Annotated in this window: 24 protein-coding genes and 3 pseudogenes; 17 read left to right on the forward strand and 10 right to left on the reverse strand. The window is 74.6% G+C overall.

From position 1 onward, the window contains the following. Nucleotides 1-12 precede the first annotated feature (12 nt). Both AC0GKK_RS12035 and AC0GKK_RS12040 read left to right on the forward strand, forming a co-directional pair. On the forward strand, nucleotides 13-687 hold the full coding sequence (locus AC0GKK_RS12035; protein WP_489883859.1) for a class F sortase: 675 nt from the start codon (nucleotides 13-15) through the stop codon (nucleotides 685-687). 113 nt (nucleotides 688-800) lie between these two features. Then, nucleotides 801-1,826, forward strand: a complete 1,026-nt coding sequence (locus tag AC0GKK_RS12040) for an isopenicillin N synthase family dioxygenase (protein ID WP_489883860.1) — start codon at nucleotides 801-803, stop codon at nucleotides 1,824-1,826. A gap of 25 nt (nucleotides 1,827-1,851) precedes the next feature. Here the strand turns inward: AC0GKK_RS12040 and AC0GKK_RS12045 are convergent, their stop codons facing one another. The 4 genes from AC0GKK_RS12045 to AC0GKK_RS12060 all read right to left on the reverse strand — a co-directional run bounded on the left by AC0GKK_RS12045 (nucleotide 1,852) and on the right by AC0GKK_RS12060 (nucleotide 3,475). Continuing rightward, nucleotides 1,852-2,217 carry a hypothetical protein gene (locus tag AC0GKK_RS12045; protein WP_489883861.1) on the reverse strand — a complete coding sequence of 122 codons (366 nt, stop codon included), beginning with the start codon at nucleotides 2,215-2,217 and terminating at the stop codon, nucleotides 1,852-1,854. 84 nt (nucleotides 2,218-2,301) lie between these two features. Then, on the reverse strand, nucleotides 2,302-2,532 hold the full coding sequence (locus AC0GKK_RS12050) for a WCX domain-containing protein (protein WP_489884015.1): 231 nt from the start codon (nucleotides 2,530-2,532) through the stop codon (nucleotides 2,302-2,304). Then, entirely contained in the window at nucleotides 2,448-2,870 is a 423-nt protein-coding gene (locus tag AC0GKK_RS12055) for a helix-turn-helix transcriptional regulator (RefSeq protein ID WP_489884016.1), read from the reverse strand. The genes AC0GKK_RS12050 and AC0GKK_RS12055 overlap by 85 nt, the downstream gene beginning before the upstream one ends. A 176-nt stretch (nucleotides 2,871-3,046) precedes the next feature. Next, nucleotides 3,047-3,475 (reverse strand): HTH domain-containing protein, encoded by a 429-nt coding sequence (locus AC0GKK_RS12060; RefSeq protein ID WP_489883862.1) that lies wholly within the window; start codon nucleotides 3,473-3,475, stop codon nucleotides 3,047-3,049. On the opposite strand from AC0GKK_RS12060, the gene AC0GKK_RS12065 reads away from it, so the two are divergent. After that, the gene (locus AC0GKK_RS12065) at nucleotides 3,360-3,941 is read left to right on the forward strand and encodes a GyrI-like domain-containing protein (protein WP_489883863.1); all 582 of its coding nucleotides are present in this window, start codon (nucleotides 3,360-3,362) and stop codon (nucleotides 3,939-3,941) included. The two genes, AC0GKK_RS12060 and AC0GKK_RS12065, sit on opposite strands and share 116 nt — an antisense overlap. A gap of 118 nt (nucleotides 3,942-4,059) precedes the next feature. Here the strand turns inward: AC0GKK_RS12065 and AC0GKK_RS12070 are convergent, their stop codons facing one another. Beyond that, on the reverse strand, nucleotides 4,060-4,902 hold the full coding sequence (locus AC0GKK_RS12070) for a MerR family transcriptional regulator (RefSeq protein WP_489883864.1): 843 nt from the start codon (nucleotides 4,900-4,902) through the stop codon (nucleotides 4,060-4,062). Between the two features lie 119 nt (nucleotides 4,903-5,021). Here AC0GKK_RS12070 and AC0GKK_RS12075 point away from each other — a divergent pair, with 119 nt between their 5' ends. From AC0GKK_RS12075 to AC0GKK_RS12100, 6 genes and pseudogenes are all read left to right on the forward strand, one after another. Next, nucleotides 5,022-5,363, forward strand: a complete 342-nt coding sequence (locus tag AC0GKK_RS12075; protein WP_224403608.1) for a nuclear transport factor 2 family protein — start codon at nucleotides 5,022-5,024, stop codon at nucleotides 5,361-5,363. Nucleotides 5,364-5,407: 44 nt separating this feature from the next. Then, nucleotides 5,408-5,671 (forward strand): annotated as a pseudogene (locus AC0GKK_RS12080) (SDR family NAD(P)-dependent oxidoreductase); the annotation flags it as partial. Between the two features lie 97 nt (nucleotides 5,672-5,768). Further along, nucleotides 5,769-5,888, forward strand: a pseudogene (locus AC0GKK_RS12085) (SDR family NAD(P)-dependent oxidoreductase); the annotation flags it as partial. Nucleotides 5,889-6,048: 160 nt separating this feature from the next. After that, nucleotides 6,049-6,612, forward strand: coding sequence for a zinc-binding dehydrogenase (locus AC0GKK_RS12090; protein ID WP_405419557.1), 564 nt, complete (start codon nucleotides 6,049-6,051; stop codon nucleotides 6,610-6,612). A 149-nt stretch (nucleotides 6,613-6,761) separates the two neighbouring features. Continuing rightward, nucleotides 6,762-7,415 (forward strand): HEAT repeat domain-containing protein, encoded by a 654-nt coding sequence (locus AC0GKK_RS12095; RefSeq protein WP_208822228.1) that lies wholly within the window; start codon nucleotides 6,762-6,764, stop codon nucleotides 7,413-7,415. A gap of 25 nt (nucleotides 7,416-7,440) precedes the next feature. Next, nucleotides 7,441-8,454 (forward strand): MerR family DNA-binding transcriptional regulator, encoded by a 1,014-nt coding sequence (locus AC0GKK_RS12100; RefSeq protein WP_476653792.1) that lies wholly within the window; start codon nucleotides 7,441-7,443, stop codon nucleotides 8,452-8,454. Nucleotides 8,455-8,513: 59 nt separating this feature from the next. Here the strand turns inward: AC0GKK_RS12100 and AC0GKK_RS12105 are convergent, their stop codons facing one another. Further along, complete coding sequence (locus tag AC0GKK_RS12105; protein ID WP_208822224.1) at nucleotides 8,514-8,906, reverse strand: RidA family protein; 393 nt, start codon at nucleotides 8,904-8,906, stop codon at nucleotides 8,514-8,516. An 89-nt stretch (nucleotides 8,907-8,995) separates the two neighbouring features. Between AC0GKK_RS12105 and AC0GKK_RS12110 the strand changes: the two are divergent. Beyond that, nucleotides 8,996-9,592: pseudogene (locus tag AC0GKK_RS12110) on the forward strand (helix-turn-helix transcriptional regulator); the annotation flags it as partial. A 103-nt stretch (nucleotides 9,593-9,695) separates the two neighbouring features. Here AC0GKK_RS12110 and AC0GKK_RS12115 read toward each other — a convergent pair. Continuing rightward, a complete protein-coding gene (locus AC0GKK_RS12115; RefSeq protein WP_489883865.1) occupies nucleotides 9,696-10,937 on the reverse strand; it encodes a PQQ-dependent sugar dehydrogenase in 1,242 nt (413 codons plus the stop codon). Nucleotides 10,938-11,097: 160 nt separating this feature from the next. On the opposite strand from AC0GKK_RS12115, the gene AC0GKK_RS12120 reads away from it, so the two are divergent. The 3 genes from AC0GKK_RS12120 to AC0GKK_RS12130 are packed head-to-tail and all read left to right on the forward strand — an operon-like array spanning nucleotide 11,098 to nucleotide 14,993. Continuing rightward, the gene (locus tag AC0GKK_RS12120) at nucleotides 11,098-12,183 is read left to right on the forward strand and encodes an alcohol dehydrogenase catalytic domain-containing protein (protein WP_489883866.1); all 1,086 of its coding nucleotides are present in this window, start codon (nucleotides 11,098-11,100) and stop codon (nucleotides 12,181-12,183) included. Then, entirely contained in the window at nucleotides 12,180-13,796 is a 1,617-nt protein-coding gene (locus AC0GKK_RS12125) for a flavin-containing monooxygenase (RefSeq protein WP_489883867.1), read from the forward strand. The genes AC0GKK_RS12120 and AC0GKK_RS12125 overlap by 4 nt, the downstream gene beginning before the upstream one ends. Before the next feature lie 12 nt (nucleotides 13,797-13,808). Continuing rightward, nucleotides 13,809-14,993, forward strand: a complete 1,185-nt coding sequence (locus AC0GKK_RS12130; protein ID WP_346101811.1) for a serine hydrolase domain-containing protein — start codon at nucleotides 13,809-13,811, stop codon at nucleotides 14,991-14,993. 21 nt (nucleotides 14,994-15,014) lie between these two features. On the opposite strand, the gene AC0GKK_RS12135 is transcribed toward AC0GKK_RS12130, so the two are convergent. Together AC0GKK_RS12135 and AC0GKK_RS12140 are read right to left on the reverse strand one after the other, a co-directional pair. After that, entirely contained in the window at nucleotides 15,015-17,717 is a 2,703-nt protein-coding gene (locus AC0GKK_RS12135; RefSeq protein WP_489883868.1) for a winged helix-turn-helix domain-containing protein, read from the reverse strand. A gap of 68 nt (nucleotides 17,718-17,785) precedes the next feature. Continuing rightward, a complete protein-coding gene (locus tag AC0GKK_RS12140) occupies nucleotides 17,786-19,021 on the reverse strand; it encodes a cytochrome P450 family protein (protein WP_489883869.1) in 1,236 nt (411 codons plus the stop codon). Nucleotides 19,022-19,160: 139 nt separating this feature from the next. Here AC0GKK_RS12140 and AC0GKK_RS12145 point away from each other — a divergent pair, with 139 nt between their 5' ends. The 4 genes from AC0GKK_RS12145 to AC0GKK_RS12160 all read left to right on the forward strand — a co-directional run bounded on the left by AC0GKK_RS12145 (nucleotide 19,161) and on the right by AC0GKK_RS12160 (nucleotide 22,400). Next, nucleotides 19,161-19,676: a hypothetical protein gene (locus AC0GKK_RS12145; RefSeq protein WP_346101817.1), complete on the forward strand. Its 516-nt coding sequence runs from the start codon at nucleotides 19,161-19,163 to the stop codon at nucleotides 19,674-19,676. Nucleotides 19,677-19,743: 67 nt separating this feature from the next. Further along, a complete protein-coding gene (locus AC0GKK_RS12150) occupies nucleotides 19,744-20,589 on the forward strand; it encodes a DUF4097 family beta strand repeat-containing protein (protein WP_489883870.1) in 846 nt (281 codons plus the stop codon). A 39-nt stretch (nucleotides 20,590-20,628) separates the two neighbouring features. Further along, nucleotides 20,629-21,579, forward strand: coding sequence for an ABC transporter ATP-binding protein (locus AC0GKK_RS12155; RefSeq protein WP_489883871.1), 951 nt, complete (start codon nucleotides 20,629-20,631; stop codon nucleotides 21,577-21,579). After that, complete coding sequence (locus tag AC0GKK_RS12160; RefSeq protein WP_489883872.1) at nucleotides 21,576-22,400, forward strand: ABC transporter permease; 825 nt, start codon at nucleotides 21,576-21,578, stop codon at nucleotides 22,398-22,400. The genes AC0GKK_RS12155 and AC0GKK_RS12160 overlap by 4 nt, the downstream gene beginning before the upstream one ends. Nucleotides 22,401-22,403: 3 nt before the next feature. Here the strand turns inward: AC0GKK_RS12160 and AC0GKK_RS12165 are convergent, their stop codons facing one another. Beyond that, nucleotides 22,404-23,684 carry a cytochrome P450 family protein gene (locus AC0GKK_RS12165; RefSeq protein WP_489883873.1) on the reverse strand — a complete coding sequence of 427 codons (1,281 nt, stop codon included), beginning with the start codon at nucleotides 23,682-23,684 and terminating at the stop codon, nucleotides 22,404-22,406. Nucleotides 23,685-23,720 lie beyond the last annotated feature (36 nt).

The raw sequence follows: 23,720 nt of genomic DNA on the forward strand, positions 1-23,720 counted from the left end.
CCGGAGCACCCGATGACCGCACCACACCCGTCCCGCGTCCGGCGGCTGCTCGCTCCGCTGGGCGCGCTGCTGCTGGCCGTCGCAGGTGTGGTCGTCCTGGTGTCGGCGCTGACCGCGGGCGGTCCCCCGGAGCCGGTGGCCGCGGCCGCAGGCCCGGTGGGACCGGCCGTGGTGGGCACCGCGCCGGCCGGGGCCCGGCCGGTGGGCGAGGTGCTCCCGCCCTCCCCGCCCCGGTCGATCTCGATCCCGTCGATCGGGGTCGAGTCGGTCGTCGACCAGTCCGGTCTCGCTCCGGACGGCACCCTCGAGGTCCCGGCCCCGGGCCCCGGCTACGACCGGGCGTCCTGGTACCGCGGGTCGTCGGCGCCGGGCTTCCGCGGCCCGTCGGTCATCCTCGGCCACGTCGACTCGGCCGCCGAGGGACCGTCGGTGTTCTACGACCTCGGCCGGATGCGTCCGGGCGAGGACATCGTCGTGACACGGGCCGACGGGATCGCCGCGACGTTCCGCGTCGACGAGGTCCGGTCGTTTCCCAAGAATGCGTTTCCGACCGACTCCGTCTACGGCGACGTCGACCGCGCGGAACTGCGCCTGATCACCTGTGGCGGATCTTTCGACTCGAGCGCGCGGAGTTATCGGGACAACACCGTGGTGTTCGCCCATCTCGTCGGCAGCAGCCGCGCCTGATCATTACGGTCGGTCCGCGGACGGCGCCTTGACGCCCCCTCCTGCGGCCGGGTTGTCTGGTACGCCCGGCGCACCACGTCCGAGGTGCCGCCCGCCACCCCGTCGGAGGCACCATGCCGCCCCCTGCCACCGACCGGCTCCCGGTCCTCGACCTGTCCCGCTCCCGTGCCGATCCGGATGAGCGGGCGGCCTTCCTCGCCGAACTGCGTCGCGCCGCGCGCGAGGTCGGGTTCTTCTACGTCACCGGTCACGGCGTCCCCGACGACGTCCTGACCGGTATGGACGCGCTCGCCCGCCGCTTCTTCGCGCTGCGGACGGAGGACCGTCTCGCGATCGAGAACGTCCACTCCCCCCAGTTCCGCGGCTACACCCGGGCCGGGACCGAGCACACCGGCGGCACCGCCGACTGGCGCGAGCAGATCGACATCGGGCCCGAGCGCACGGCCGTCGAGCCCGGTCCCGGGGACCCGGACTGGCTGCGGCTGATCGGACCGAACCAGTGGCCGGCCGCCCTGCCCGAGCTGCGCGAGGTCGTCCTGCGCTGGCAGGCCGAGGCGCTGCGGGTCTCCCGCGAGGTACTGCGTGCGCTCGCCGCCGCGCTCGGCCAGCAGGAGGGCTACTTCGACGGCTGGTTCGACGAGGAGTCCTCGCTGCACCTCAAGATCGTGCGCTATCCCGGGCGGCCGGACCCGGACTCCGACCAGGGCGTCGGCGCCCACAAGGACTACGGCTACCTCGCGCTGCTGCAGCAGGACGACGTCGGCGGTCTGCAGGTCGAGGGCCCCGACGGCGGCTGGATCGACGCCCTCCCGGTGCCGGGCTCGTTCGTGGTGAACATCGGCGAGATGCTGGAGATCGCCACCCGCGGCTACCTCACCGCGACGCGGCACCGCGTGGTGTCGCCACCGCCCGGCGTCGACCGGATCTCGGTGCCGTTCTTCCTCGCGCCGCGCCTGGACGCCGTCGTCGCGCCGCTCGACCTGCCTGCCGAGCTGGCCGCGGACGCCCGCGGGATCAGCGAGGACGCCGACAACCCGCTCGACGCGCGCTACGGGGAGAACGCGCTGACCGGCTGGCTGCGCTCGCACCCCCGGGTCGCGCAGCGGCACTGGTCCGACGTGCTGGCGCGACGTGTCTGACCCGGCGCCGCCGTGGGGCGCACCGTCACCCGGCCCCCTCGGCGACCGCGCGCCGCAGTCCGCCCCCGATGCGCTCCATCGTGGCGCCGTAGGCCTCGGGGAGGTCGACGTCGAGCCGGTCGGCGAGCACGAACAGCCACCACAGGCACTCGGCGAGCTTGTGCCGCAGCTCGGCGTCGGTGTCGCCGTCGATGTCCCAGGTGCGCTCGGCCGCGAGCACCAGCCGTCCGACGTAGGCGGCGTCGTGGGTGAACCCGAGCGCCAGCTCCGGGAGGGTCCAGGTGCGCCCCAGCAGCCGGTCCTCGAGCTGCTCGTAGAGCGCCCGCACCTCGCGGGCGCGGCTGCGTGCGTCGGCCAGTCCGTCGTCGGCCGGCCCGGTGTCGTCGGTCATGGTCACGCCCTTCGTCTCGTGTGACCACGACGCTAGGTCCGGTTCCGGACCGCTCCTGTCCGGAACCGGCGACGATGGCCCGCGTCACGGGTCGCCCTGCAGCGCCAGCAGCCCCTCCAGCCGGGCCACCACGTGCTCGCGGACCTCGTCGGGTCCGAGGACCCGGAACGGGACCCCGAGCCGGAGCAGGAACTCCGCGATCCACCGGGCGTCGAAGCCGCCGACAGTGCTCAGGGTCCGGTCCGGGCCGTCGGCGCGGTGCCGCGCGATGGTGGCCGGGAGCAGGGCTCGGGTCTCGTCGAGGGAGCGGTGGATCTCGACCTCGGCGTAGGTCGCGTAGGGCGTGGTGGTGATCGCCTCCTCGACCAGCGCCGTCGCGTCGACCTCCCTGCGGCGCGGGTCCGCCGGCCGGTGAGGGCGACGGCCGCGACGCGGTCGACCCGGAACACCCGCCAGTCCCGGCGGTCGAGATCCCAGGCGACGAGGTACCACCGGTGCGCGCTGCGGACGACCTGCTCCGGCTCCACCGCGCGGGTGCTCTCCGCCCCGCTGCGGTCGTGGTAGCGGAACCGGACCCGGTCGCGGGTCCGGGAGGCGCCGGCGAGCGCGGTCAGGGTGTCCGGGTCCACCTCGCCGGGGGCGTCCGGCCGCACCCCGGCCTCGGCGATCGCGAGGTCGAACCGGCCCAGTGCCTCGGCGGCCCGGGGCGGCAGGGACCGGCGCAGCTTGAGCAGGGCCGCCGGCGCCGCGCGTCCCTCGCCGTCGGGGTGGCTCCACGCGAGCCGGCGGAGCGCGATCGCGGTGGCCAGCGCCTCGTCGTCGTCGAGGCTCAGCGGGGGCGTCCGTGACCCGGCGACGAGCCGGTACCCGCCGAACGGTCCGGTCGACGTCTCGACGCCGTACCCGAGCTCACGCAGCTTGACGACGTCGGGTCGCGGCGGACGGTCCGCTCGTGCACGCCCAGCCGGTCCGCCAGCTCGGCACCCGACCACTCCGGGCGGGTCGACAGGACCGTGAGGAGCTGGAGGAGCCGGTGCGAGGCGCTGAGCACCGTCGCAGGATAGGTCCGGGTTCCGGACGGGAACGGTCCGCAACCGCTCCTACCGTCGGCGGTACCGCGACTCCCCACCGGAAGGACCCCGATGACCACCGACGCCGTGCCCACGACCCCGCACCTGGCCGCCGCCGACGAGCCGGAGCTGGTCGTGGCGCCCGCCACGACCTTCGTCTCGCTGCACGGCAGCGGGCGCCCCGGCACCGAGGCGTTCCACCGGGCGAAGCGGACCGTGCGCACGGTGGAGCGCGCGCTGCCTCCCGCGCGGCGGGTGCCCGGTGCCGGGGCCGTCGTGGAGATCCTCTACCGGTACCCCGAGGGCTCGGTCCCGGTCGGGATCGCGGACTTCTACTGGGTCAACCCGGTCGACGACCTGGAGTACCTGGTGCTCGCACAGGTCGACCCGGCGACGACCGACGAGGAGCTCGCCGCCGCGGCGGACGGGGCGGACGTCGAGCTGTACACGCTGCCCGAGCGCCTGGTCGTGCAGGTCCTGCACCGCGGGCCGTTCGCCGACGAGCGGCGGACCCTCGCCGAGCTGGGCTCGTTCGCCGCGGGCCACGGCCTGCGCCGGGTCGCCGACCACCACGAGATCCACCTCGATCCGTTCACCGCGAGCACGCCGCAGGACCACCTGCGGACGATCCTGCGCGACCCCGTGGCCCGGTGAGGGCCCGTCGTCCCGCCCGTGGCGGTCGACGACCCGGTGACGACGGCGGGCGATGCAGCCGGGGGCGGCCCGCCGGATGGTGACGATCGCCGTCACGATGATCGAGTTCCCGGTCCGCTCATACCGAGGGTGCGGTGGTGCCGAAGATCGGCCAGCAGATCTCCGTGGCGGTGAACCGGGCCGGATCCGTGGGCGTACCGCCGCGATAGTGCTCGCGGATCGGCCCCTGGCCGCTGATCAGATGCTCGTTGACGTAGATCCCCAGGGCTGCGTAGCTGCGGTCGATGCCGTCGTGGCCGCCGGGATGGGTGAGCACCGCGAACTCGGTCCGGGGGAGCACCTCGGCCCGGACACCCTCCGGCGGCTCGACGGAGGGTGGCGCGGGGACGAACAGGGTGGCGCGGCCGTGCTGTTCGAGGAACAGCGCTCTCTCGTAGAGGCCGCCCGGCACCACCGCGCCAGGCGCGCCCGTGGCCGCGGCGACGGCCCGGTGCAGTGTCCGCAGTGCCGCTGCGAACCAGTCGTCGATCCCGAAGACGTCGACGGTGGCGCCGACGGACCACACGGCGAGCGCCGGCTCGCGGCGCAACGTGACGTCGGCGGGAGGGCTCGCCGGGGCGAGCAGTTCACGCAACGCCCCCACGGTGTCACGGGTCTGCGCGAGCGCTGCCTCCATCTGCTCGAGATGGGTGGTGATGATCGCGGTGCGGGCCCCGGCGTCGTCGGTGCTCAGGAGCGCCTTGATGTCGGGGATGGACATGCCCAGGGAGCGGAACCGGCGGATGATATGCGCACGGTCGACCTGGCCGGTGTCGTAGAAGCGGTAGCCGGTGCCGGGGTCGACATGGGCCGGTTCGAGAATGCCGATGTCGTGATAGTGGCGTAGTGCCTTACGGCTCAGACCGGTCATCAACGCGAAGTCACCGATCGAGACCTGGGCCCCCATGGCGCCCTCCTCCACGTCGCGTCGCCTGCCGGACGAGGCGATCCTGAAGCCTCCCCCCGGGGCAAGGTCAACGTCGCGGGATGCTCGCGACCACGGGTTGACCTTCCCCTGACAGGAAGCTCCATCGTGGGGCCATGTCCACAGCAGAATGGGAAGCACTCCCGGAAACCGTGCAGACGTTCATGACCGCACTCGACTCCCAGGAGTTCGATCGGGCACTCGCCACCTTCGCCTCCGACGCCGTGGTGACCGACGACGGGCGCGACCACGCGGGCACCGAGGAGATCGGGGCCTGGCTGGCGACCGCGGTCACCGAGTACACCTACACCGCCGAATTCACCGGTGCGTCCACGACCGACGGAGGCGTCGACGTCGGGCAGCATCTGGAGGGCGACTTCCCGGGCGGGGTCGTCGACCTGAACTACCGTTTCACCCTCGATGGTGCAGTGATCAGTCGGCTGGTGATCGAGCCGTGACGCGGCGATGGTTCATCACCGGTGGCACGCCCGGCAACTTCGGGATGGCCTTCGCCGAGGCGGCGCTCGACACCGGTGACCGCGTGGTGGTGACCTCCCGCCGCCCGCAGGAGCTGGCGACGTGGGCGGACCGGTTCGGTGACCGCGTTCTCGTCGTGCCGCTGGAACTGACCGACGCGGCACAGGTGCAGCGCGCGGTACGAGCGGCCGAGGAGCACTTCGGCGGTATCGACGTGCTGGTCAACAATGCCGGCCGAGGCTGGTACGGATCCATCGAGGCGATGGACGAGTCCGCGGTGCGGTCGATGTTCGAGCTGAACTTCTTCGCCGTGCTCTCCGTGACCCGCGCAGTGCTGCCGGGGATGCGCCGCCCGCGGCGACGGGTGGATCGTCACCGTGTCCTCGGTGGCCGGGCTCGTCCCGGCGCCCGGGTTCGGCTACTACAGCGCGACCAAGTTCGCCGTCGAAGCCGTCACCGATGCGCTGCACGACGAGGTCGCCGCACAGGGGATCTCCGTGCTGACCGTCGAACCGGGAGCGTTCCGCACCAACGCCTACGCCGGATTCGCCGACGAAGCCGTCGAGGAGGCGATCCCGGTGTACCACGGGATGCTGGAGCAGGTCCGGGCCGTCTTCGTCGGAATGGACGGCGTGCAGCCCGGCGACCCGCACCGCGGTGCCCGGTGTGCTCGCCGGGAACGTACGGCCGGGCGACACCGTCGCCGTCGTCGGCGCGGGCGCGGTCGGCCTCTCGGCGATCCTCACCACCGGCCTGTGGGGCGCGTCGAAGGTCATCGCGATCGACTCCAACAAGTTCCGGCTGGAGAAGGCCGTCGAGTTCGGCGCGACCGACAGCGTCGAGGTCGGGCCGGGCACCGTCGCCGACGTGACCGCGCTGACCGACGGGCTCGGCGTGGACGTGGCGATCGAGGCCGTCGGCTACCCGGAGACGCTGCTGACGGCGGCGTCGCTGGTGCGCCCGGGCGGCACGATCGCCAACGTGGGCGTCCACGGCACCCCGGTGGAGCTGCCCATGCAGGACATGTGGATCTCCAACGTCACGCTCACGATGGGCCTGGTCGACACCGTGTCCATCCCGACGCTGCTCAAGATGGTCGCGGGCGGGCGGATCCCGGCGGAGAAAATGGGCACCCACTCGTTCACCTTCGACCAGATGGACGAGGCGTACGACGTGTTCAAGAACGCCGCGGCGAACCAGGCGCTCAAGGTGGTCATCACGCCGGGCTGACGCCGATTCACCGGGGCCCCGCCCGCGTCGGGGCCCCGCACCCGGCAGCCGTCCACCGGCCGGCGGTCGCCCGGACATGTGAGGACCGCTTGCGCTCCCGGCGCGACGGACTTGACCCTGACACCGTGACAGGTACTGGGGTGGCGGTCATGACACCACCGGAGATCACCGCGTCCCTGTCCGCCGCCGACCCGTCGGTCCGGCTGCGGGCCGCGCTCGCCGCCGGGTCGGCCGCCGACCCGGACCTGCTCGACGCCCTGGTCGAGCGCTGCGGGGCGGAGCCGGACTTCTTCGTCCGCGACATGCTGTCCTGGGCGCTGACCCGGCTTCCCGCCGCGACCGTGCTGCCCCGGCTGGACGTCGAACTGGGCTCGCCGCGGCCGCGGGCCAGGGCCCAGGCGCTGCACACCCTGTCCAAGATCGCCGATCCGGCGACCGCGGACCGGGTCTCCCCCGCCCTGCTGCGCGACCCCGACGACGAGGTCGCCCGCACCGCGTGGCGCACCGCCGTCGTGCTCGTCGCCGCGGGCGGCCGTGCCGCGCTCGCCGCGGAGCTGGGTCGTCAGCTGGGCCGCGGCGACCGGGCGGTCCGGCTGAGTCTGTCCCGGGCGCTGGCCGACCTGGGTGAAGCGGCCGACGGCGTCCTCGACCGGGCCGCGACCGACCCCGACCCGGTGGTCGCGGCGCACGCACGGGCCACCCTGCTCCTGCGCGCCGATCCCGACGCCGGGTTCGACGACGCCGTGGAACAGGCCCGCCGCGTGGTCGCGCTCGGCCCGGGACACGAGGTGGCGTCGTGCTGATCGGCGCCGTACCGGGCGGGCCGCCGTGCTGATCGGGGAGGTCGCCCGACGCAGCGGGGTGAGCGTGCGGATGCTGCGCCACTACGACGCGGTCGGACTGCTGCGACCGACCGGGCGCACCGTCGGCGGCTACCGGGAGTACTCCCCCGGCGACGTCCGCAGGCTCTTCCACGTGGAGGGCCTGCGGACGCTCGGACTGTCGCTCGCCCAGGTCGGCGAGGCCCTGCACGACCCGGGTTTCGCCCCGTCGGCGCTGGTCGCGGACCTGGTCCGGGCCACCGAGGAGCGCCTGGAACGGGACCGGGAGCTGCTCGCCCGACTGCGCACCGTGGACGCCGCCGGGCCGGAGACGTGGGCGGAGGTCGTCGACGTCGTCGGGCTGCTGCGGGCGTTCGGCTCCCCGACGGCGGGGCACCGCCAGCAGGCAGCGCTGGCCGCGGGGGACTGGCCCGCGCTGCCCGCGGAGATGCTGGCCCGCACGCTGCTCGCCGAGACCGATCCGCACGCCGCGGGCGCGCTGCGCTGGGCCCTGCGCCGGACGGTGGCCCGCGCGGGCGACCCGGACGGGGCGGCCGTGGCCGCGCTCGCGGCGGGTCTGCGCTCGGGCGAGCCCGGGGTCCGGCGACGGGCGGCCGACGCGCTGACCGACGCCGCACCGGCCGCGGCCGCGGCGCTCGCCGACGCCCTGGCCGACCCGGACCCGGGGGTGCGGCGCCGCGCCGCGACGGTCGTCGGGCGGGGCGGCGGCGCCGGGGCCGTCCCGGAGCTGGTGGCGATGGTGCGCGCGGGCGTCGACGACGTCGAGGCCGCGGAGATCCTCGCGGCGCTGTCGCACGACGATCCGGTGACCTCCGGGATCGTCCTCGACGCCCTGACCCGCGACCTGGCCGGCACCGACCCCGCGACCCGGATCCGGGTCGCACAGGCCCTGGTCGAGCTGCCCGGTTCCGGCCCGGAGAAGGTACTGCGCCGGCTCGCCGACGATGCCGACCGGACCGTCGCGCTCGTCGCGGGGGCGTTCGTCCGGCGCCGCACCTGAGCGCCCCGGACCCGCCCGTGGCTACCTGCGGCCGTGGCCGGCGCAGCGGGCCCGACCGGTCAGGCCACCGCGGTCCCCTCCAGCTCGACCAGCTGGCCGGGGACCGCGAGCCGGGTCACCCCGAGCAGCGTGGTGGCCGGGGCGACATCCGACGCGCCCAGCCGGCCGGCGAGCACGCCGTGGTGACCGAGCAACTGGTCGACGTCGGTGGTGTACACGGTCAGCCGCACCAGGTCGGTCAGGCCCATGCCCGCGGCGGCGAGCACGCCCTCCAGGTTGTCCAGGCTCGTCGCCAGTTGTGCCGCCAGGTCGCCCTCGTGCAGCGGGACACCGTCCGCGCTCATCGCGGTCTGCCCCGAGCAGTACAGCGTCCGGCCGCCGGACACGAGCACCGCCTGGTCGAAGCCCATCGCCGCCGACCAGGTCACCGGGTTGATCGAGGTCCGTTCCACTGTGATCTCCGTTCGTCGTGGTCCGTGCAGCTCCAGCCTCGCCGGAGATCACGACATCTCCTGTCGGGTACGGCGGCTACGTTTCCGGCGTGCGCGCCGACCGGTTGGTCTCGCTGGTCCTGCTGCTGCGTCAGCGCGGCCGGATGCCGGCGTCCGCGCTGGCCCGCGAGCTGGAGGTGTCGACGCGCACCGTGCTGCGCGACATCGACGCGCTGTCCTCCGCCGGCGTCCCGGTGTACGCCCGGCGCGGGCCGCAGGGCGGCTTCGCGCTGCTGCCGGGCTTCCGCACCGAGCTCACCGGGCTGACCCACGACGAGTCCGTCGCGCTGCTCGTCGCCGGATCGCGGCGCGGGGTGCAGGCGTTCGGCCTCGGGTCGGCGCTCGCCTCGGCGGTGCTCAAGGTGGTCGACGCGCTGCCCGACGGGCACCCGGCCGTCGCCGTCGCGGAACGGCTGCTCGTCGACCCCGACACCGATCTCCTCGCCCGGCGTCTGCACCCCGACGAGGTGCCCGACGACGTCGCCGGACCGGTCCGGCGAGCCGTCCTGGACGGGCGCCGGCTCCGGATCCGCTATCGGGCCGCCGACGAGGAGCCGCGCTGGCGCACGGTCGACCCGGTCGGGCTCGTCACGGTCCGCGAGCAGGGCTATCTGCTGGCCACCCGGGCCGGGGAGGACCGCACCTACCCGGCTCCGGGCGGTTCAGACCCCCGGGCGCCCATTCTGTGCGTCTTGTCGGACCGTCCTGGGCTGGTGCGCGTCCTGGTGGTCGAGGACGACGACCGCGGGGTCAGCTCGGGTCGATCCGCAGGATCCGGTCGTCGTCGCCGTTCGAGGTCGTGACCAGCAGCGGACCGCCGGGCACGGCGTACACCCCGCGCAGCCGGCCGGAGTTCCCGTCGAGCGCCGCCGGGATCTCGACGTCGGAGACCGCGCCGTCGGTGCCCTCCGGGCCGACCCGCATCAGCAGCAGCTTCTGCCCGCGCAGCGCGGCGACGGCGAGCATCCCGTTCCGCTGCCCCCACGCGGCGCCGTCGAGGAACGCGGCGCCGGCCGGCGCCTCGGGCGGGCTGCCGGAGGCCCACACGGCGGGGACGGCGTCGGGGAAGCGGTCCCGGTCGGTCATCGGGACCGACTCGTCGTAGGTGGTCACCGTGCCGCCCTGCGAGGGGTCCCAGCCGTAGTTGCCGCCCGGGCGCAGCAGGTTCACCTCGTCGTCGCGGGTGGGGCCGTGCTCGGCGGTGAAGACCCGCCCGGTGCCCGGCTCGACCGCGACGCCCTGCACGTTGCGGTGCCCGGAGGTGTACACGAGCCGCTGGGCCGGGTCGGCGGCATCGGCGAAGGGATTGCCGGCCGCGGGCCCGCCGGTGGCCGGGTCGACCCGCAGCGTCTTACCGCCGAGCGAGGTGAGGTCCTGCGGGGTGGCGGGCATGGCCGCGTCGCCGGTCCCGACGACGAGCGCCCCGGTGTCGTCGACGGCGACCCGGCAGCCCGAGTGCCGTCCGCCGGAGGCGATCGGCAGTCCGCCGACCAGCGGGTCCGCGACCCGGGTCGCGGTGGCCCCGTCCGCGGACAGCGTCCACGTGACCAGCCGGACGTCGACCGGGCTCCCGTTCTCGGCGTGGGTCTGGCAGGTGGTGAACCGGTTCGACGTCGCGAAGTCGGCGTGCACGGCCAGGCCCATCAGCCCGCCCTCGCCGCGGGCGAACACGTCGCCCAGGTCGGCGGCGACCGGGGTGACCGCGGTGCCCGGGTCGAGCGAGGCGAGCAGCGACAGGCGCCCGTCCCGCTCGGTGACCAGCGCGCGCCCGTCGGGCAGCACGCCGACGCTCCAGACGTGGGAGAACCCGGCCGCGACGGTGGTGATCCGCAGACCGTCGGTCCGTGCCGGGACCGGCGCGGGCGGTGCAGGGGCCGGTGCCGTGGGCGACGCGGCACCACACCCCGCCGCGCCCATCAGGACGACGGCCGCCACCGCCGTCCCGGCGCGGCGGACACGGGATACGAGGTGATCACGGGGCACATCGGACATCCTGGCCGACACCGCCCGATCCGGCAGGGTGGTCGTCGTCGTGCAACGACCACCACCCGGCGCGGTGGGATTCCGGCCACCCGGAAGAGGGGGTCGTTCGTCCCGGACCGCTGCGACGGTCGGGCGTGACCCACCCGCTCGTCGACGGAGCTGAGCAGCCATGCCCGAGATGATGAACGCGTTCGTGATGCCGGAGGTCGGGAAGACCGCGGTCACACAGAAGCCCGTCCCCGAACCCGGCCCGGAGGAGGCGATCGTCCGCACGACGGCCGCCCTGATCTGCACCTCCGACGTCCACACCGTGAAGGGCGCCCTGCCCGTCGCCGCCGGGGTGACCCTCGGGCACGAGGCCGTCGGCGTGGTCCACGCGCTCGGCTCGGCCGTCGAGGGCTTCACCGAGGGCCAGCGCGTCGCGGTGAACGCGGTGACCCCCTGTTTCCGCTGCCACTACTGCCAGAGCGGCTTCACCAGCCAGTGCGGCGGGCCGCTCGGCGGCTACCGCTACACCGCGCAGATGGACGGCAACATGGCCGAGTACTTCGTCGTGCCCGCGGCGCAGGGCGACCTCGCGCCGATCCCGGACGAGCTGTCCGACGAGAAGGCCGCCTACTGCTGCGACATGCTCTCCACCGGTTTCCTGGGTGCCGAGCACGCCCGGATCGGGCTCGGCGAGACCGTGGCGGTGTTCGCACAGGGCCCGGTCGGGCTCTGCGCGACGATCGGCGCAGGCCGGGTGATCGCCGTCGAGGCCCGACCCGAACGCCAGGAGCTGGCCCGCCGGTTCGGCGCAGACGACGTCGTCGACTTCACCGCGGGCGACCCGGTCGACCAGATCATGGACCTGACCGGCGGCGAGGGCGTCGACGCCGCGATCGAGGCGTTCGGCTTCCCGCAGACCTTCGAGGCGTGCGTACGCGTCACCAAGGCGGGCTGGCGCGTCTCCGACATCGGCTACCACGACGAGAACCCCGAACCGCTGAAGCTGCCGCTCGACGCGTTCGGACTCGGTATGGCCGACAAGTCCATCCATCGGACTCTGCCCGGGCGGCAACACCCGGATGGCGCGGCTGTTCCAGCTACTGCTCTCCGGCCGGGTCGATCCGACCCCGATGACCACCCACCGCTTCGGCTTCGACGACATCGAGAAGGCCTTCACGATGATGCAGGACAAGTCGGACCGCATCGTCAAGCCGCTCATCACGTTCCCGTGACCCCCCGGACCGACCAGCAGGAGGGTCTCCGATGAACGACCCGACCACTCCCACCCGGACCGTCGACGCCGTCGTGCTCGGCGCCGGCGTCGCCGGGCTCTACCAGCTGCACCAGCTCCGCGAGCAGGGACTGACCGTGCAGGCGTTCGACGCCGCCGGCGACGTCGGCGGGACCTGGTGGTGGAACCGTTACCCGGGCGCCCGCTTCGACTCCGAGGGCTACATCTACCAGTACCTGTTCGACGAGAAGCTGTACAAGGACTGGTCCTGGAGCCAGAAGTTCCCCGGCCAGCCCGAGATCGAGAGCTGGCTGCACTACGTCGCCGACCGGCTCGACCTGCGCCGCGACATCCGCTTCGACACCCGTGTCACCGCCGCGCACTTCGACGAGGACCGCGACCGGTGGCTGGTCCGCACCGACCGCGGCGACGTCGTCGACTGCCAGTTCTTCGTCTCCTGCGCCGGGATGCTGTCGGCTCCGCTGCACAACATCGAGGGCGCGCAGGACTTCGCCGGGCAGCTGGCCTACAGCTCGTCCTATCCCGCCGGGGGGCTCGACCTCGCCGGGAAGCGGGTCGGCGTGATCGGTGTCGGTGCGACCGGTATCCAGATCATCCAGACGATCGCCCCCGAGGTCGGGCACCTCACGGTGTTCGCCCGCGGCCCGCAGTACGCACTGCCCATGAAGAACCCGAGCTACTCCACCGAGGACAAGGAGCGCTACCACGCCCGGTTCGACGAGCTGCGCGAGACGATCCCGCACACCTTCACCGGGTTCGAGTACGACTTCGAGCACGTGTGGGCCGACAACACCCCCGAGCAGCGTCGCGCGATCCTCGAGGAGATCTACGCCGACGGCTCGCTCAAGCTGTGGCTGGCGAGCTTCGGGGAGATGTTCTTCGACCAGGAGGTCAGCGACGAGATCTCGGAGTTCGTGCGCGAGAAGATGCGCGCGCGGCTGCGCCACGACCCGCACCTGGTCGAGACGCTCGTGCCGACCGACTACGGCTTCGGCACCCACCGCGTCCCGCTGGAGAACGGGTACTTCGAGGTCTACCACCGGGACAACGTCGACCTGGTCAACTGCCGCACGAACGCCGTCGCGCGGATCCGGCCCGAGGGCGTCGAGCTGGCCGATGGGACCGTGCACGAGTTGGACGTGCTGATCCTGGCCACCGGGTTCGACGCCGGGACCGGCGCGCTGACCCGCATCGACATCCGCGGCCGCGACGGACGCTCGCTGGCCGAGGAGTGGGGCCGCGACATCCGCACCACCATGGGCCTGGCCAAGCACGGCTACCCGAACCTGCTCACGACCGCGACCCCGCTGGCACCGTCGGCGGCGCTGTGCAACATGACCACCTGCCTGCAGCAGCAGACCGAGTGGATCACCGAGGCGATCGCGGCGCTGCGCGCCGAGGGGAAGTCGGTGATCGAGCCGACCGCAGAGGGTGAGGACGCCTGGGTCGCCCACCACGAGGAGACCGCGGGCGCGACGCTCGTGGCGAACACGACCTCCTGGTACCTGGGCTCGAACGTGCCGGGCAAACCGCGGCGCGTCCTGTCCTACATCGGTGGGGTGGGCACCTACCGGCAGAAGTGCGCCGACGAGGCCGCACACGGCTACCCCGCCTTCACCCGGACCTGAGAGGAACGCGCCATGGGAACAGCCATCCACGGCTCCGTCGACCGCGCCGCCGTCGACGCGGTGCTGCGCAACGGCGTCGACGGCGGGGCGGTGCCGCACGTCGCGGCGATCGTCGCCGACCGCGACGGCGTGCTCTACGAGGGCGGCGCGGGCCCCGCGACCGTCGGTGGGACCGGCGGCGACGTCGGCGCCGGCACCCAGTTCCGGATCATGTCGATGACCAAGATGGTCGCGACGACCGCGGCGCTGCAGCTGCGCGACGCCGGGACACTCGACCTCGACGCCCCGGTCACCGAGTACCGGCCGGAGTTCGCCGAGGTCCAGGTCCTCGACGGCTTCGACGGCGACACCCCGCGGCTGCGGGCGCCCCGGACCCCGGCGACCGTCCGGCACCTGATCACCCACACCACCGGCCTGGGCTACTGGTTCTTCGACGCCGACCTCGCCCGCTACGAGCAGGTCACCGGGACGCCGAACGTGCTGGGCGGTCTCGGTGCGTTCCGCGCGCCGATGCTGCACGATCCGGGCGAACGGTTCACCTACGGCATCAACACCGACTGGCTCGGCAAGGTCGTCGAGACCGTCGCCGGGGCCGGCCTCGACGTCGTGGTCAAGGACCGCATCACCGGCCCGCTGGGCATGGACGACACGATGTTCCTGCTCGACGGGGCGCGCACCGCGAACGCGGTGACCGTGCACGTCCCGGGCGAGGACGGCGGGTGGGTCTCGGCAGGTGAGCTGCTGCCGCAGGAGCCGGAGTGGTGGGCGGGCGGGCACGGCCTGTACTCGACCCCGCGCGACTACGTCCGCTTCCAGCGGGCGCTGCTGCGCGGCGGCGAGCTCGACGGCGAGCGGATCCTGTCGGCGGCGTCCGTCGACGAGGCGTTCAGCAACCAGATCGGCGAGCTGGACTTCCCGCCCGCGATCCCGTCGGCCGACCCGGCGATCACCTTCCCGTTCGACGCCGGGCCCGGCTGGAAGTGGGGACACGGCCTGCTGCTCAACACCGCCGACGTCCCGGGTGGTCGCCGGGCAGGCTCCGGCGCGTGGGCGGGCCTGTTCAACACCCACTTCTGGGTCGACCGCACCGCCGGCGTCTGCGCGTCGATCTACACGAACTCGCTGCCGTTCGTGTCGCCCGGGGCGTTCGCGCTCTACGGCGAGTTCGAGCAGGCGGTCTACGCCTCGCTCCGGTGACGCACCGGCCCGCCGCCGCGGTCAGCCGAGCAGGCCGCGGCGGCGGGCCACCGACACGGCCTCGGTGCGGTTGCGCACGCCGAGCGCGCCGTAGATGTGCTTCAGGTACCACTTCACGGTGTTGACGGTGACGCCGAGCCCGTCGGCGATACCGCGGTTGTCCCGGCCGAGGTCGAGCATCACGAGGATCTCCCGCTCCCGCGCGGTCAGCCCGGCCTCCTCGGCCGATCCGGCCGCGGCGGCCCCGCCGTCGAGCAGCGACGCCAGCCGATCCGGCGCCGGATCGCCCGCACCGTCGGTCGCCACGCGTGCCCGCAGCCGGGCGACGACCGCACGGACCTCGCGCCCACCGTCGAGGACCAGCTGGGGGGCGCCGGCGGTCACCGCCCGTTCCAGCGCCGGGGCCAGGATCCGCTCGGCCGCGAGCCGCCGTGACGCGCTCTCCAGCACCCCGGCCAGGCGTACGGTCAGCTCGGTCTCCTCCCGCACCCGGCCCCGGCGGCGGGCCTCGGCGGCGAGCTCCTCCAACAGCGCGATCGCGCGGTCGGTCTCGCCCTCGGCCGCGAGCACCGCGGCCAGCGCGGCGACGCGGACGGAGTCCACCCGGACGGCGATCCCGCCGTCGAGGTCGGCGCCGGTCGGCAGCTCCTGCGCGGCCCGGCGGGCCTGCCGGATGCGGCCGCGAACGATCAACTGGTCGATCCGCTCCGCGCCGACGGCGGCCCGCAGCCGGGGCAGCCCGAGCCGGTCCGCGACCCGGGCCCCCTCGGCGAGCAGCTCGGCCGACTCGTCCCCGGCGCCGGTTGCGGCCCGGATCCGGGCCAGCAGCGCGTAGCTGGCGACCATGAAGTCGACGACGCCGCTCTCCGCGCCCAGCTCCGCGCTCTCGGTCAGCAGCCGCTCTGCCTCCTCGCGCTCGCCCCGCAGGTGGCACAGCTCCCCCAGCAGCGCCCCGGCGAGCTGTGCGGCGTGCGAGCGCCGCCCGGCCATCTCCCGGGCCAGCGCCACCGCGTCGCGCAGCTGCCGTTCGGCCCCGTCGACGTCGAGGGTCGACAGCGCGGCGATCCCGGCGAAACAGCGGCCGTAGACCCCGGCGAACGGTCCGCCGGCGCGGTCGTGGACGCGGCGTGCCCACCGCTGACGCTCCCGGGCGCGCTCGAAACGTCCCGCGTGCAGGTCGCAGAAGGACTGGATGTTCGCCGCGACCGCGACCACCCACGGCCGGTACACGAGTGACCGGTCCAGGCTGCGCCGGACCAGCAGCTCGGCGCGGTCGGTGCGGTCGGCGTAGACGTCGATGCACGCCTGTACGACGTCGGCCTCGCTGTGCAACTCGTCGTGGGCGTCGTCGGCCGGCAGCGCCGCGCGCAGGACGTCGAGCGTGGCCTGCGCGGCGTCGCTGCGTTGCAGCAGGCAGTTCGCCCAGGCCACGGCCATCAGCAGCCGCGGACGCCCGTCGGCGGCGGTCGGCGGCAGCCGACGGACCAGCCCGAGCAGGCTCACCATCCGGCTGTGCTCGACCAGCGGCATGGCGTGCCGTTCGACGAGGTCGGTGGCCCCGGCGACGTCGCCGCCCGCGAGCGCGTGGACGACGGCCTCGGTGACCAGGTCGTGCCCGGCGAACCAGGCCGAGGCACGCCGGTGCAGCTCCGCGGCCCGGCCCGGGCGGTCGCGCTCCAGCCTGCGGCGCAGGTACTCGGCGAACAGGTGGTGGTAGCGGAACCACTCCCGCTCGGGATCCAGCGCCCGCAGGAACAGGTCCCGCGACTCCAGCTCGGCCAGTGCCACCCCGCCGTCGGGCCGCCCTGCCAGCGCCCCGGCGAGGCCGCCGCAGAGCCGGTCGCACACCGAGGTCGCCAGCAGCAGGTCGAGCAGGTCGGCGGGCAGCGCGTCGAGCACGTTCTCCGCGAGGTACTCCCCCACCGAGTGGTGGCGGCCGGAGAAGCCGCGGATCAGCGTCTCCGGGTCGTCGGTGTCGCGCAGCGACAGCGACGCCAGCTGCAGGGCCGCGACCCAGCCGTCGGTCCCCTCCGACAGCCGGGCGACGTCGTCGCCACCCAGGCACAGTCCGTTCAGCTCGACCAGGAACTCCCGGGTCTCGACCAGGTCGAAGCGCAGGGCGTCGGCGTCGATCTCGGTGAGCCGGGCGCCGACCCGCAACCGGCTCAGCGGCAGCCGTGGCCGACGGCGGCTGGTCAGCACGACGACCAGGTTCGGCGGGGCGAGGTCGAGCAGCTGCATCAGCGTGCGGTGCACCTCGGGGCTCTCGACGAGGTGCCAGTCGTCGAGAGCCAGGACGAAGGGCCCGGGGTGCGCGCCGAGGATCTCCAGCAGGGCCGAGACCGTGTACGTGCGGGTGTCCTCGGCGTTCTGCTCGATGAGCCCGAGCAGGTCGTCGACCGAGGCGGGGTCGGGCAGGACCCCGCGGACGGTGCCCAGCAGGTGCGAGAGGAACCAGTGCGGTGTGTCGTCGTCGCGGTGCAGACCCATCCAGGCGACGGTGGCGCCGCGGGCGTGGAGCATCTGGAGCCACTGGACGGCCACGGTGGTCTTGCCGTACCCGGCCGGGGCGTGGATGACGGTCAGCGGGCGCGGCCCCTCCCGGTCGAGCAGGTCGGTCAGCCGCCGCCGGGCGATGACCTTGTGGACATGGCCGGGGCCGCGGAAACCCGCGGGCCGGGCCGGATAGTCGTGGACCGCCCGCACCACCGACGTCGCCGTCATCCCCGACCGCCCCCGCTCCGGTCCGACACCCGGCCGCCGCGGCGCGACCGGTGACCCACATCACTGTCTCAGGACGGCGGTGGATGCGCGCCACCCGAACGGGTGGGGACCGGGTTCACCCGCACCTCCACCGCGCCGGTCCGCACGAACCCCAGGTCGGCGGGGCCGTCGGCGGGTTCGGCGAGGCGGAGGGCGGGGAACCGGGTGACCAGCGCTCGCAGCCCGATCTCGAGCTCGGTACGGGCCAGCGCGGCCCCCAGGCAGTAGTGGGCGCCCTGGCCGAACCCGAGGTGCCCCTCACCGCGGCCCGGGTCCCGGGTCACGTCGAGCTCGTCGGGCCGGTCGTACCGGCGCGGGTCGAAGTTCGCGGTGACCAGCCCGGCCGTCACCGACTCCCCCGCCGCGATCCGGGTGTCGCCGACGACGACGTCGGCGCTCGCGTACCGGGGCGTGCTCACCGGGACCGCGCCGCAGGTCCGCACGATCTCGTGCACCGCGGTGGGCCACCGCCACGGCTCGGCGCGCAGCGTCGCGAGCTGGTCGGGGCGGGTCAGCAGGGCCAGCGTCGACCGGGACAGCACGTGCGCGGTCGTCTCGAACCCGGCGACGACCAGGTCGAACAGCAGGACGTCCAGCTCGTCGGCGGTGAGCCGGTCGCCGTCGTCGTGCACCGCGACGAGCACGTCGACCAGGTCGTCGCGCGGGTCGGCCCGCCGGGCCGCGACGAGCTCGTGGATCTGTGCGACGACGGCGCGCGCCACGTCGGGCATCCGCTCCGGGTCGGGTGCGACGAGCAGGGCGGCCAGCTCCCGCCAGAGTCCGCGCTGCTCCACCGGGACGCCGACGAGCTCGCAGATCACCGCGATCGGCAGCGCGCGGAACACCGTGGGCAGCAGGTCGACCGGGCTGCCGTCGGCGCCGGCGGCCGCGACGTCGTCGAGCAGCTCGGCGGTGAGCTGCTCCACGCGCGGGCGCAGCGCGGCGACCCGGCGCACGGTGAACGCCCGCGAGACGAGCCGGCGCAGCCGGGCGTGGTCGGCGCCGTCGCGGACGAGCAGGCCCCGGCCGAGGTGGTCGAGCTCCGGCGGCAGCCCGAGCCCCGTCAGGAGCGGGCCCATGACGTCCCCGGCGCCGGGCACCCCGGTGGGGTCGTTGCGGAACCGCGGGTCGAGGAGCAGGGCGTGCACGTCCTCGTGCCGGGTGACGAGCGATGCGGCGATCATCGGCGACTCCGGCATCGCGACGACGGGCCCCTGTTCGCGCAGGCGCCCGAAGGCGGCAACCGGGCAGGTGGTGCGGTCCACGACGTACTCCCTCGACGGCGTCAGCAGGTCCGGGCCATCGGACACCGTGCCGTCGCGGCAGGGTCAAGCCCGCGGCGCCGACCCGTCTTCGTGGCGCCACACTCTTGACGATGGCGCCATCGTGCGCCATCAATGCGCCATGGAGTTGGACGGATATGTCGACCGCCTGCGCACCGAGTTCGCCGCACTGGGCGAGGCCGCGGGCGAGGACACGCGGGCGGCCGCGGAACGGCTGCTCACGCCCCTGACGTCGACGACCCGTCTGGTCCTGCTCGAGGCGCTGGCCGCGGCGGCCGACGAGATCACCCTCGAGCTCGCACCGGGGTCGGTGCACGTGCGGCTGCGCGGCAGCGACCCCGAGTTCGTCGTCACCGCAGGGTCGGCCCCGCCGTCGGCACCCCCGGCGACGACGGAGGCGCCACCCGTGGCGCCATCGCCACCGGCGGGCGCCGACGGCGAGTCCGGGCCGGTCGCCCGGATCAACTTCCGGCCGCCGGAGACGCTCAAGACCCGGATCGAGGAGGCCGCCGGGCGGGACGGCCTCAGCGTGAACACCTGGCTGACCCGTGTGGCCGCGGCCGCGCTGGACCGCCCCGCCACCGCGCCCGACCGTCCCGACGCCGCCCGCCGCGGCCGCGTCGGCTGGTTCGGCTGAGCCACACGACCTCTGCCACCCACCCCTGACTCACGGCGTCACCGCGACGCCGAGGAGGCGATGCCCCGTGCCCACCTACGACACCCCCGAGCCCGTCACCGCGATCGTGGACCTCGCCATCGGCGAGCTGCGGGTGACCGCGTCGGACCGCACCGACACCGTCGTCGAGGTCCGCAGCGCCGACGCCGACCGCGCCCACGCCGACCGGGTCCGGGTCGAGCTGACCGGGCGGGAGCTGCGCGTCACCGGCCCGCAGCTCGGGCTGCTGCAGAAGCTCACCCCGCGCACCCCCGGCCGCTCGATCGAGGTCGGGATCGCCCTGCCCGCCGGGTCGGCGCTGACCGCCGCCACCACCTACGGCGGGATCGTCGTCGAGGGCCCGCTCGGGGCCTGCGAGGCCCGCACCCGCTTCGGCGACGTCCGCGTCGACGACGCCGCCTCCGCCGACCTGAGCACCGGCTTCGGTCACGTCCGGATCGGCGGAACCGTCACCGGGGACGCCACGGTCCGCTCCGACCACGGCGGCATGCAGATCCACCGCGTCGGCGGAACCGCGACGCTCAGCAGCAAGCACGGCGGCATCCGCGCCGACGAGCTGACCGGCGACGCCGAGCTGACCGGCACGCACGGCCCCATCGACGTCGACGAGCTCGGCGCGGGCGCCCGCGTGCGCACCGCCTACGGCGACGTCCGGCTCGGCCGCGTCCACCGCGGCGAGGTGTCGCTGACCAGCACGCACGGCCGGCTGGAGATCGGCGTCGCGCAGGGCAGCGCCGCCTGGCTCGACCTCGACACCACCGGCCGGGTCGGCAACGACCTCGCACCGCGCGAGGCCCCGGACGGCGACGCCGTCGACACCGTCGCCGTGCACGCCCGGTCCCGCGAGGGCGACATCGTCGTCCGCCGCGCCTGAGCACCGCCGTCCACCGTCACCACCACGAGAGGAACCACCGTGCCCACACCCCCGCCCGCCGTCGCCGTCGCCGCCCTGCACAAGTCCTACGGCGACCACGCCGTGCTCCGCGGCATCGACCTCGACGTCCCCGCCGGGACCGTGCTCGCCCTGCTCGGCCCGAACGGCGCCGGCAAGACCACCCTGGTCCGGATCCTGTCGACGCTGCTCGCGCCGGACTCCGGCCGGATCCGCATCGCCGGGAGGGACCCGGCGACCGACCCCGACGGCGTCCGCGCCGCGATCGGGGTGACCGGCCAGTTCTCCGCCGTCGACGGCCTGCTGACCGGGGCGGAGAACCTGCGGCTCATGGCCGACCTGCACCACCTGCCCCGCGGGCGGCGCCGGGAACGGGTACGCGAGCTGCTCGACCGGTTCGACCTCGCCGACGCCGCGGACCGCCGGGCCGGGACCTACTCCGGCGGGATGCGCCGGAGGCTGGACCTGGCCATGACGCTGGTCTCCGACCCGCAGGTGCTGTTCCTCGACGAGCCGACCACCGGGCTGGACCCGCGCAGCCGCCGCGGCCTGTGGGACGCCGTGCGCGACCTCGTCGGCCGCGGCGTGACCGTGCTGCTGACCACCCAGTACCTGGAGGAGGCCGACCAGCTCGCCGACGAGGTGGCCGTCCTGGACGGGGGCCGGCTCGTCGCCCGCGGCACCCCGGCGCAGCTCAAGGCTCGGGTCCCCGGCGGGCACGTGCGCCTGCGCTTCGCCGACGACGACGCCCTCGCCGCCGCCCGCACCGTGCTGCCCGCCGCCGTCGCCGACACCGCCGCGGTGACGCTGCAGCTGCCCGCCGCCGGGGCCCGCGACCTGCGGGACCTGCTGGACCGCCTCGCCGGGACCGGGGTGGAACCCGAGGAGCTGACCACCCACACCCCCGACCTCGACGACGTCTTCCTGGCCCTCACCGGCCACCCGATCACCCCGGAGGTGGCCGCGTCATGAGCGCCGCCGTCATGGACACCACCGCCCTCGACCGTCCCCGCCTGCTCACCGACTCGGTGACGATGCTGCGCCGCCGCATCCGGCACCTGCGCCGCTACCCGTCGCTGACGATCATGCTGATCGCCCAGCCGCTGGTGTTCCTGCTGCTGTTCGTGGTCGTCCTGGGCGGCACGATGGGCGCCGGGCTGGGCGGTGACCGCAGCGACTACCTGGCCTTCGTCACCCCCGCGGTGCTGCTGCTGACCGTCGCGAGCGTCGCGATGGGCACCGCCATCGGGGTCGCCACCGACATGACCGAGGGCGTCGTCGCCCGCTTCCGGACGATGGCGATCGCCCGGTCCAGCGTCCTCACCGGGCACGTCGTCGGCGCGTTCGTGCAGACCGCGGTCGGTCTGGTCGTCGTGCTCGGGGTGGCGCTGGCGCTCGGTTTCCGCAGCGGTGCCGGGCCGCTCGCCTGGCTGGGCGTCGCCGGGATGTTGATCCTGCTCACGGTCGCCCTGACCTGGCTGACCGTGGCCCTCGGGCTCGCCGCCGCCAGTGTGGAGACGGCCGGCAACACCCCGATGTTCCTGATGCTGCTGCCGTTCCTGGGCAGCGGGTTCGTGCCGGTGGACTCGATGCCGGCCGGGCTGCGGTGGTTCGCGGAGTACCAGCCGTTCACCCCGGTCATCGACACCCTGCGCGGTCTGCTCGGTGCCGGGCCCGGCAGCGGGGCCGGGCTCGGCGCCGACGCCGCGCTCGCCGTCGGCTGGTGCACGGTGATCACCGTCGGGAGCCTGCTGTGGTCGCGCCGGCTCTACGAGACCCGCGCGGCGCGCTGAGCGTCAGCCTTCCGGCGGGCGGTCGACGTGGACGGGCAGGGCGGGCAGCCGCTCGAACCCCAGCCGCGACGGGCCGTCCGCCGGTTCGGCGAGCCGGAGCCCCGGGAAGCGTGTGACCAGCGCCGACAGCACGACCTCGACCTCCTGGCGGGCCAGCGCGGCGCCGAGGCAGTAGTGCGCGCCGTGCCCGAACCCGAGGTGCCCCTCGCCGCGTCCGGGGTCGCGGCGCACGTCCAGCTCGTCGGGCCGGTCGACGACGCGTGGGTCGAAGTTCGCCGGCAGCAGGCCGGGCAGCACCGCGGTCCCGGCGGGCACCGGTGTCCCGGCGATCTCGGTGTCCTCGGCCGCGTAGCGCGGGGCCCCGGCCGGGATCGGGCCGCAGGTGCGGACCAGCTCGTGCACCGCCGTCGGCCACAGCTGCGGGTCCGCCCGCAGCGCGGCGAGCTCGCCCGGGCGGCTGAGCAGTGCGAGGGTGCCCTTGGCCAGCACGTGCGCGGTCGTCTCGAACCCGGCGACGGTCAGGTTCACCGTCATGTCGACGAGCTCCTGCTCCGAGAGCCGGTCGCCGTCCTCGTCGTGCGCCGCGACCAGCCCGGACAGCAGGTCGCCGGCAGGCTCCCGGCGACGGGCCTCGATCAGGTCCCGGACGTGGGCGACCATCCCCCGGGCGACGTCGGGCATCCGCGCGGGGTCGGGCTGGATCAGCAGCCGGGCGAACTCCCGCCAGCGGTCCCGGTCGCCCTCCGGCACGCCGACGAGCTCGCAGATGACCGCGATCGGCACCGGGTAGGCCAGCGCCTCCACCAGGTCGACCGGGGTGCCGTCGGCACCGGCCGCGGCGACGTCGTCGAGCAGGCCGTCGACGATCGCCCCGACGCGGGGGCGCAGCCCGTTCACCCGGCGCACCGTGAACGCCCGCGACACCAGCCGGCGCAGCCGCGCGTGGTCCTCGCCGTCGCGGCCCAGCATCGGACGGCGGAGCAGGTCGAGGTCCTCGGGCAGCCCGATCAGGCCGGTCTGGGCGTTGCGCAGGAAGTTCGCCGCCTCCGGCACCGCGGCGGCGTCGTGCCGGAAGCGGTCGTCGGTGAGCATCGCGCGGACCTCGGCGTGCCGGGTCACCATCAGCCCCTGTTGGGTCGGCCGCCCGGGCACCTCCAGCGGGATCTCGACGGCCGCGGCCACCTCGCGCAGCGCGGAGAAGCCGGCGACCGGGTCCGACGGGTCCACGGTGTCCGGGCCTGCGGTCGTCGCGGTCGGCGCGGCGGTGGTCGTGTCCTCTGCCATGGGCCCAGTCGACACCGTGCCGTCGCGGCATGGTCA

The sequence above is a fragment of the Pseudonocardia sp. P-1 genome (assembly GCF_058111925.1).